The 6,136-nt window shown below is 73.5% G+C and carries 6 protein-coding genes and 1 pseudogene; 2 read left to right on the top strand and 5 right to left on the bottom strand.

Features of this window, described 5'->3' with window-relative positions; genetic code table 11:
• The 3 genes from VFV89_RS18930 to VFV89_RS18920 form a co-directional block, all read right to left on the bottom strand.
• Positions 1-630: Fpg/Nei family DNA glycosylase (locus VFV89_RS18930; protein WP_329707523.1), on the bottom strand; the 630-nt coding region annotated here is incomplete at its 3' end.
• Complete coding sequence (locus tag VFV89_RS18925) at positions 623-1,126, bottom strand: ribose-5-phosphate isomerase (RefSeq protein WP_329707522.1); 504 nt, start codon at positions 1,124-1,126, stop codon at positions 623-625. The genes VFV89_RS18925 and VFV89_RS18930, both read right to left, overlap by 8 nt.
• Before the next feature lie 12 nt (positions 1,127-1,138).
• Positions 1,139-2,020, bottom strand: a complete 882-nt coding sequence (locus VFV89_RS18920) for an alpha/beta hydrolase (RefSeq protein ID WP_329707521.1) — start codon at positions 2,018-2,020, stop codon at positions 1,139-1,141.
• Positions 2,021-2,044: 24 nt separating this feature from the next.
• On the opposite strand from VFV89_RS18920, the gene VFV89_RS18915 reads away from it, so the two are divergent.
• Positions 2,045-2,407 (top strand): DUF2568 domain-containing protein, encoded by a 363-nt coding sequence (locus VFV89_RS18915; protein ID WP_329707520.1) that lies wholly within the window; start codon positions 2,045-2,047, stop codon positions 2,405-2,407.
• A 463-nt stretch (positions 2,408-2,870) separates the two neighbouring features.
• Complete coding sequence (locus tag VFV89_RS18910) at positions 2,871-5,039, top strand: carboxypeptidase-like regulatory domain-containing protein (RefSeq protein WP_329707519.1); 2,169 nt, start codon at positions 2,871-2,873, stop codon at positions 5,037-5,039.
• Between the two features lie 19 nt (positions 5,040-5,058).
• On the opposite strand, the gene VFV89_RS18905 is transcribed toward VFV89_RS18910, so the two are convergent.
• Complete coding sequence (locus VFV89_RS18905) at positions 5,059-5,889, bottom strand: class I SAM-dependent methyltransferase (protein WP_329707518.1); 831 nt, start codon at positions 5,887-5,889, stop codon at positions 5,059-5,061.
• Positions 5,890-5,924: 35 nt separating this feature from the next.
• Positions 5,925-6,136, bottom strand: a pseudogene (locus tag VFV89_RS18900) (methionine--tRNA ligase); the annotation flags it as partial.

Here is a 6,136-nt window from a genome sequence, read left to right as displayed (position 1 = left end):
CGGCCGGAGCGGGTGCATCCGGTGCCGGAACAGCACCTCGGCGCGGAAGACGTTGCCGATTCCTGCCACGACCTCCTGGTCCATGAGCAGGTCGCCGATCGGCCGGTCGCTGCGGCTGATCCGCCGCCAGGCCCGCTCGGGGTCCGCGTCCGGCCGGAGCGGGTCGGGGCCGAGCCGCGCGACCAGCGCGTCGCGCTGCCCGGGCGTGTGGAGCTCGCAGGCGGTGGCGCCCCGCAGGTCGGCGTACACGTTCGAGGCTCGCTGCGGCTCTCCTGAGGTGCGAGCTTGCGAGCCTCGAAGGGCTCGCACCTCGGTGCGGGCGCGCAGGTCGGCGCCGTCCGCGCGCACCAGGCGCAGCCGGACCTGGCCGACCGGGGGCGGCACCGCCCCTGCGCCCTCGAGCAGGTCGAAGCGGCCGTAGAGCCCGAGGTGGACGTGCACGAGGTCATCGCCGTCGAAGCGCACCCACAGGTGCTTGCCCCACGACTCGGCGCCCTCGACGGTCCGGCCGTCGAGGAGCGCCGCGGACTCCGCGAACCGTCCCTGGGGGCTGGACACCCGGACGGGGTGGCCGGCGAAGGCCTGGTCGAGGGCGGTGGCGAGCCGGTGGAGGGTGTGCCCCTCAGGCATCGCGTCCCTGGGCGGACTCGGGGAGCGGCGGGAGCACCCGCGTGCGCTCGTAGTCGCCGATCTGGCCGAGCCGGCGGACGTGGCGTTCCTCGCCGCTGAACGGCGTGCTCAGGAAGACCTCGACGAACCTGGTCATGTCCTCGATCGAGTGCATCCGCCCGCCCACCGACACGACCTGGGCGTCGTTGTGCTCGCGGGCGAGCGACGCGGTCTCCTCCGACCACGCCAGCGCGCAGCGGATCCCGGGGACCTTGTTCGCGGCGATCTGCTCGCCGTTGCCCGAGCCGCCGATGACCACGCCCAGGCTGTCCAGCCCCTGCTCGCGGTCGTGCGCGACACCCTCGGCCGCCCGCAGGCAGAAGACCGGATAGTCGTCGAGTGCGTCGTACTCGAAGGGGCCGTGGTCGACCGGTTCGTACCCGTGCTCGGTCAGCCAGGCGTGCAGGCGCGCCTTGAGGTCGAGTCCGGCGTGGTCGCAGCCGAGGTGGACGCGCATGCGGTCATCCTGTCAGTGGCTGCGGAGGAACGTGCACGCCTGCCGGATGGCCTGCTCGGAGGCCGGGAACGCCGCGTGCCGCCAGTAGCCGTGGATCTGGCCGAGGTAGCGGGTGCAGGTCACGTCACCGCCGGCCTCGGCGATGAGAGCGGCGAGGTGCTCCCCCTCGTCGCGGAGGGGGTCGTGCTCGGCCGTCGTGACCAGCGTCGGCGGCAGGGTCCCCAGCCGGTCGCTGAGCAGCGGCGCCAGGTCGGGGTGGGTGAGGTCGCGCTGGTCGCGGGCGTACTGCTGCCAGTACCACTCGGCCTCGCGCGGGTCGAACGCGGCCGCGGCGCCGAGGTCGTACGACGCGAAGCCCCGCGTCGGGTCGAGGAACGGGTAGACCAGCACCGCCGCCCGGAAGCGGCCTGGGTGGCGCAACGCGGTCACCAGCGCGAGGTTGCCGCCCGCGCTGTCGCCGTGCACGAACCTCGGCCCCTCCCCGAGCCCGGCACGGCCGTGGTCGAGCCAGGTCAGAACCGTGTCGATGTCCTCGAGCGGCGCCGGGAACCGGTGCTCGGGCGCCAGCCGGTAGTCGACGCTCAGCACCGCCATCCCCAGGCGGTTCGCGAAGCGCCGGCACGGCCGGTCGTGCACGTCGACGTCGTGGAAGACGAAGCCACCGCCGTGCAGGTGCACCACCACTCCGGCGTCGGCTCCCTGCGGCCGGAACAGCCGGACCGGCACACCGTCCGCGTCGAGGTCGACGACCTCGGCGACGTCCTCGGGCTCCTCGCCCAACGCGAACGCGCGGTTGGCGTCCCGGGCCGCGGCGATGTCGTACCCGTCCTCCCACACCTGCTGCTCGGCCAGCGCGGCCTCGACCGCCCGGGCCGATATCGGGTAGAGCGCCATGGCGCGACCCTAGAGAATCCCCAGGTGGTCGCTCTTGGCTGGTTGGTCCTCGGACTCGTCTTCGTCGACGAGGTGCTCGCCCTGGTGGGGCTCGGCGTCTATGGCTGGTCCACCTCGGCCCGCTGGCTGCTGGTCTGGCTGCTGCCGCTGCTGGGCATGCTGGCGTGGTTCCTGTTCGCCTCGCCCAAGGCCCGCTTCGGCTCGCCGGTCGTGCGCCCGGTGGTGAAGGTCCTGGTCTTCGGCCTCGCCTCGTGGGGCCTCTGGGCGGCCGGCCACCACTCACTGGCCGTGGCCCTGCTGGTCTTCTCGGTCGTGGTCAACGGCCTCGCGCAGCTACCGCCGATCCGCGACCTGGCCAGTGAGGCTCCGCGACCAGCCGCACGCTGACTCGCCCGGGTGCCTTCGCTACGGAGGCTTCGAGGCTCGGCCGTGGCCGGCCTCGCACCTCAGCCACCGGCGGGCCAGTCGGTGCCATCGCTGCGGAGGCTTCGAGGCTCGGCCGTGGCCGGCCTCGCACCTCAGCCACCGGCGGGCCAGTCGGCGCCATCGCTGCGGAGGTCTCGACAGGCTCGACCAGCGGCAGGCCCACCACGGTGGCTGAGGTGCGAGGAGCGCCAGCGACGAGCCTCGAAGCCAGGCGAGCCGAGGCTGGGGCTCACCCGGGTGCCTTCGCTGCGAAGGCTTCGAGGCTCAGGCGCAGAACGCCTTCCCACCTCAGCCACCGTGGCATTGCTCCGGTCCGGGGCACCGGACCCAGCGGTGAGCAGCAGCAGGCAGTGCGGGGCGGCAACGTCGCGGCGTACGGCGCGGTGGAGGAAAGAGTCCTCATCGGCTGAGGCATGATCCCGGCATGACGCGTGCCCGACCCCTGGCCGTCGCCACTTCCCTGTCGGTCGCCCTCGCCGGAGCGGTCCTGCTGCTCCCCCAGCCGGGTGCCGCCGCGCCGTCGCGGGCCGCGCACACCGCTGCTCCGGCGGCGGCCGGCCACGGCGGCCCGAACACCTACTTCAGCACCCCACCCGACCCGCTCGCAGCGAAGGTCCGGCACCACCACCACGCGAAGCGGCCCAAGGCCCCGCCGACCAAGGGGACGGTCACCGGCCGGGTCACCGGCCCCAACGGCACCCCGATCCGCAACGCGCTGGTCACCGGCATCCGCTTCTCCGACCTCGGGCTGCCGGTCGACCTGACCCAGGAGAAGCGGGTCCTCGCCCGGACCGACGCGAGCGGCCGCTTCACGCTCAAGCAGCTCCGCGAGCCGTACCTCGTCAGGGTCTGCAGCGAGTCGGTGAGCAGCGGCGGAGGACACCGCGCCCGGAGGTCGGGCGAGTGCGACCAGGAGTCCACCAAGCGGTTCACGCCGTCCTACGTCGGCCCGGACGGCAGCCTCAACAGCTGGATGCGGCACACGCGCTTCTTCCGCCCCGTGCAGCCCCGCCGCGATCTCGGCCGGATCGTGGTGCAGCCGCCGGCGGTGGTCACCGGCACCTGGAAGGGTGACGGCGGCCACCGGCTCCTCCGCCTGACCCGGGTCGACGGCAGCGTCGCCGCGCAGACCGTCACCGACGCGAACGGCGACTACCGGTTCGAGGTCGCCCCCGGCCCCTACCGCGTCGAGGCCGACCGCGACGAGGGGCTGCACACCGACTCGACGGTCCCGGGCTTCCTCTCGAAGCGGCTGCTGCTGCGCGCCGGCCGCACGGTCCACGTGTCGTTCAAGACCCGGCACGCGGGAATCGTCCGCGGACAGGTGACCAGCGGCGGCGTCCCGCTGCCCAACCAGTTCCTGACGATCCTCGACCGGACCGGCGCCTTCGCCGCCGGCGTGGTCACCAACGACATCGGCCGCTACGTCGTCACCTCGCTCGAGCCGGGTCCTTACACGGTCACGACGTCGTACGCCGGGTCCGCCTACGTCCCGACGTCGCAGGTCGTGGCGGTGGCCAAGAAGAAGGTCGCGACCGCCGACCTCGCGCTCGACCCGGGTCGCTCGGTGAGCGTCTCGCCCTCGGACACCGGCCTCCCCGGCGCGAACGGCTCGGTCGACGCCGAGCTCCGCAACGCCGACGGGCGGGTCCTGAAGGTGTGGCAGGGCGACCCCGCGAGCCTTCCCGGCGCGACGATCACCTTCACGGGGCTTCCGATCGGCACCTACTCGCTCTACCTGCGCCGCAGCGCGGTCCCCAGCGACGGCCCGGAGCAGACCGAGTTCCCCTGGGCAGGCCGCGCGGTCGACCTGGTGAGCAACACCGCGGTCGCCCTGGGTGTGGTGCCGCTCGACCAGCCCACGGTGAACCTCACCGGCACGCTGCCCAAGGGCGGCCAGGTCAAGCTCACCGCAATCCCGGAGGACAGCTGGTTGCGTCCCGCCTACGTCGACGGCGACCAGGCCACGGCGATGGCCGTGAACTGGACCGAGCAGTCGGAGGGCGGGCAGTACACCGTCCGCGGCATCGTCCCCGGCACCTACACCGCCGCGGTCACCACTGCACGCAAGGAGCGCGGGGACAAGCCGAGCACCACCGGGGCGAACCTCGCGGCCACGCACTCGCTCATCGTCGTCAACACTCCTGCGCCGACCGCCGCCTTCACCGCCCCCACGGGGGCCAAGGTGCGCGGCGAGATGCGCTACGCCGGCAGCCACCGACCGGTGATCGCGCCGTTCGGCTTCCGGGTCTTCGACCAGGGCGACCAGTCGTGGCTGTTCCCGACGGTGTCCGGAGAGCAGAAGTACGACCGGCCGTTCCGCGTCGAGCTCCTGCACGCCGGCAAGGCCGGTGGCCGTCTGCTCGACCTCGACGCGCTCTACGGCGAGCACCCCGACGTGCTCATCCCGGACACGCTGGTCAGCTCGGCCCGCAACGAGCCCGGGACGCCGTACTGGTTCACCGCGCGCAAGGGCGGCATCGCCCTCACCGAGGGTCGCACCACCGACATCGGCGTGGTCGAGCTGAAGCTCCACGGCGTCAACGGGGTCCGGGCCGTGATCGGGCACGGTGGGCGCAGTCAGCAGCAGTAGTGGAGCTGGAGGGTGATCCTCACCTGCTGCGCCGGGCTCGCACCACGTGCGCACCGCCCGGCGCGGGGCGGGGCGGCAGGCCGAGGTAGCGGCTGCGGATCGCCGACCGGTCGAGGTCCTCGACGTCGTCGAACCCCGCGTCGGCCAGGAGCGCCAGCATCTCCGCCGGCTCCCAGCCACCGCGGAACGGCTCGCCGAGCCCGGCCACCCTCGCCTCGAGCTCGGCGCGGTCGACCCGGGCCCTGGCCTCGCCGTCCTCGGCGGGGGCGGGCAGGTCGAAGACGACCTCGCCGCCGGGGATCGACCCGATGGCCCGAAGCGTGGCCGCGGTCGCCTCGCGGGTGAGGTAGGGCACGACCCCGAGCCACAGGAAGAACGCCGGCGCGTCCGCGTCCAGCCCGGACCCGGTCAGCCGCTCGAGGAACGGCTCGCGCTCGAAGTCCACACCGACGAAGGACACCGTGTCCGGGACGGCGATGCGCGCCTCGGCCAGCCGCTCGCGCTTCCACTCCCCCGTGGCCGGGAAGTCGACCTCCCAGAACCGCAGGTCGGCGTGCGGGTTGCGGTAGGCCGAGGTGTCGAAGCCGGCCCCCAGCACCACCGCCTGCCGGGTGCCGCGGGCGTACGCCGCGGCCAGGGCGTCCTCGGCGTACCGGTGCCGGACCCCGATGAAGATCCGGAGCCGCGAGCGGTCGGGCCCGTCCTCAAGCCCGGCCAGGATCTCGTCGCGGTCGCCGAGGATCCGCCACGCCAGCGGGTCGTCGAAGACCACGGGCCGGTCGAGCTCGGGGTGCAGCGCTCTCAGCACCGCGGCCCCGAAGGCGGTCCGGCTCGGCTCGCCCTCACGCACCGGCGCGCGGCCTCACTGGCCGACCACCGGGCCGATCACTGGCCGAGCCTCGCCAGCTCCTCCTCCACGATCCCGGGGTCGAGCTTGGTGAAGATCGGCGTCGGCTTCTCAACCTTCGCGCCGACCTTGACCGGCCGCGACTCCCAGGCCGGCGTGGCGGAGTAGTCGCCGGTGATGACCGGGTAGAAATCGAGCCCGGCGCCGTTGTCGGGGTCGAGCTCCTCGACCGTCTCGACCCGCGGCATCG

Source organism: Nocardioides sp., from assembly GCF_036274455.1.
GTDB lineage: Bacteria > Actinomycetota > Actinomycetes > Propionibacteriales > Nocardioidaceae > Nocardioides.
Note: the sequence above shows the minus strand (reverse complement) of the source record. Positions and strands in the feature narration are given on the sequence as shown.